The following is a 538-nucleotide window of genomic DNA, read 5'->3' on the forward strand; positions in this document are numbered from 1 at the left end:
AAGAATCGTGGAGGTAGAGCACTGATTGGGTGCGGGGCCCGCAAGGGTTACCAAGCTCAGTCAAACTCCGAATGCCATAGATTTAGTTCCGGGAGTCAGACAGTGAGTGCTAAGATCCATTGTCGAAAGGGAAACAGCCCAGACCATCAGCTAAGGTCCCCAAGTGTGTGTTAAGTGGGAAAGGATGTGGAGTTGCACAGACAACCAGGATGTTGGCTTAGAAGCAGCCACCATTGAAAGAGTGCGTAATAGCTCACTGGTCGAGTGACTCTGCGCCGAAAATGTAACGGGGCTAAACACACCACCGAAGCTATGGCTTGATGCTTGCATCAGGGGTAGGGGAGCGTTGAATGCGGGTTGAAGGTGTACCGGAAGGAGCGCTGGACTGCATTCAAGTGAGAATGCCGGTATGAGTAACGAAAAGATCTGTGAGAATCAGATCCGCCGAAAGCCTAAGGGTTCCTGAGGAAGGTTCGTCCGCTCAGGGTAAGTCGGGACCTAAGGCGAGGCCGATAGGCGTAGTCGAAGGACAACAGGT

The 538-nt window shown here is 52.6% G+C and carries 1 rRNA gene; it reads left to right on the forward strand.

What is annotated here, in order from left to right:
• Nucleotides 1–538 (forward strand): 23S ribosomal RNA (locus HFE01_RS26450); the annotation flags it as partial.

Source organism: Paenibacillus sp. EKM10P, assembly GCF_011800655.1.
Classification (GTDB): domain Bacteria; phylum Bacillota; class Bacilli; order Paenibacillales; family Paenibacillaceae; genus Paenibacillus; species Paenibacillus polymyxa.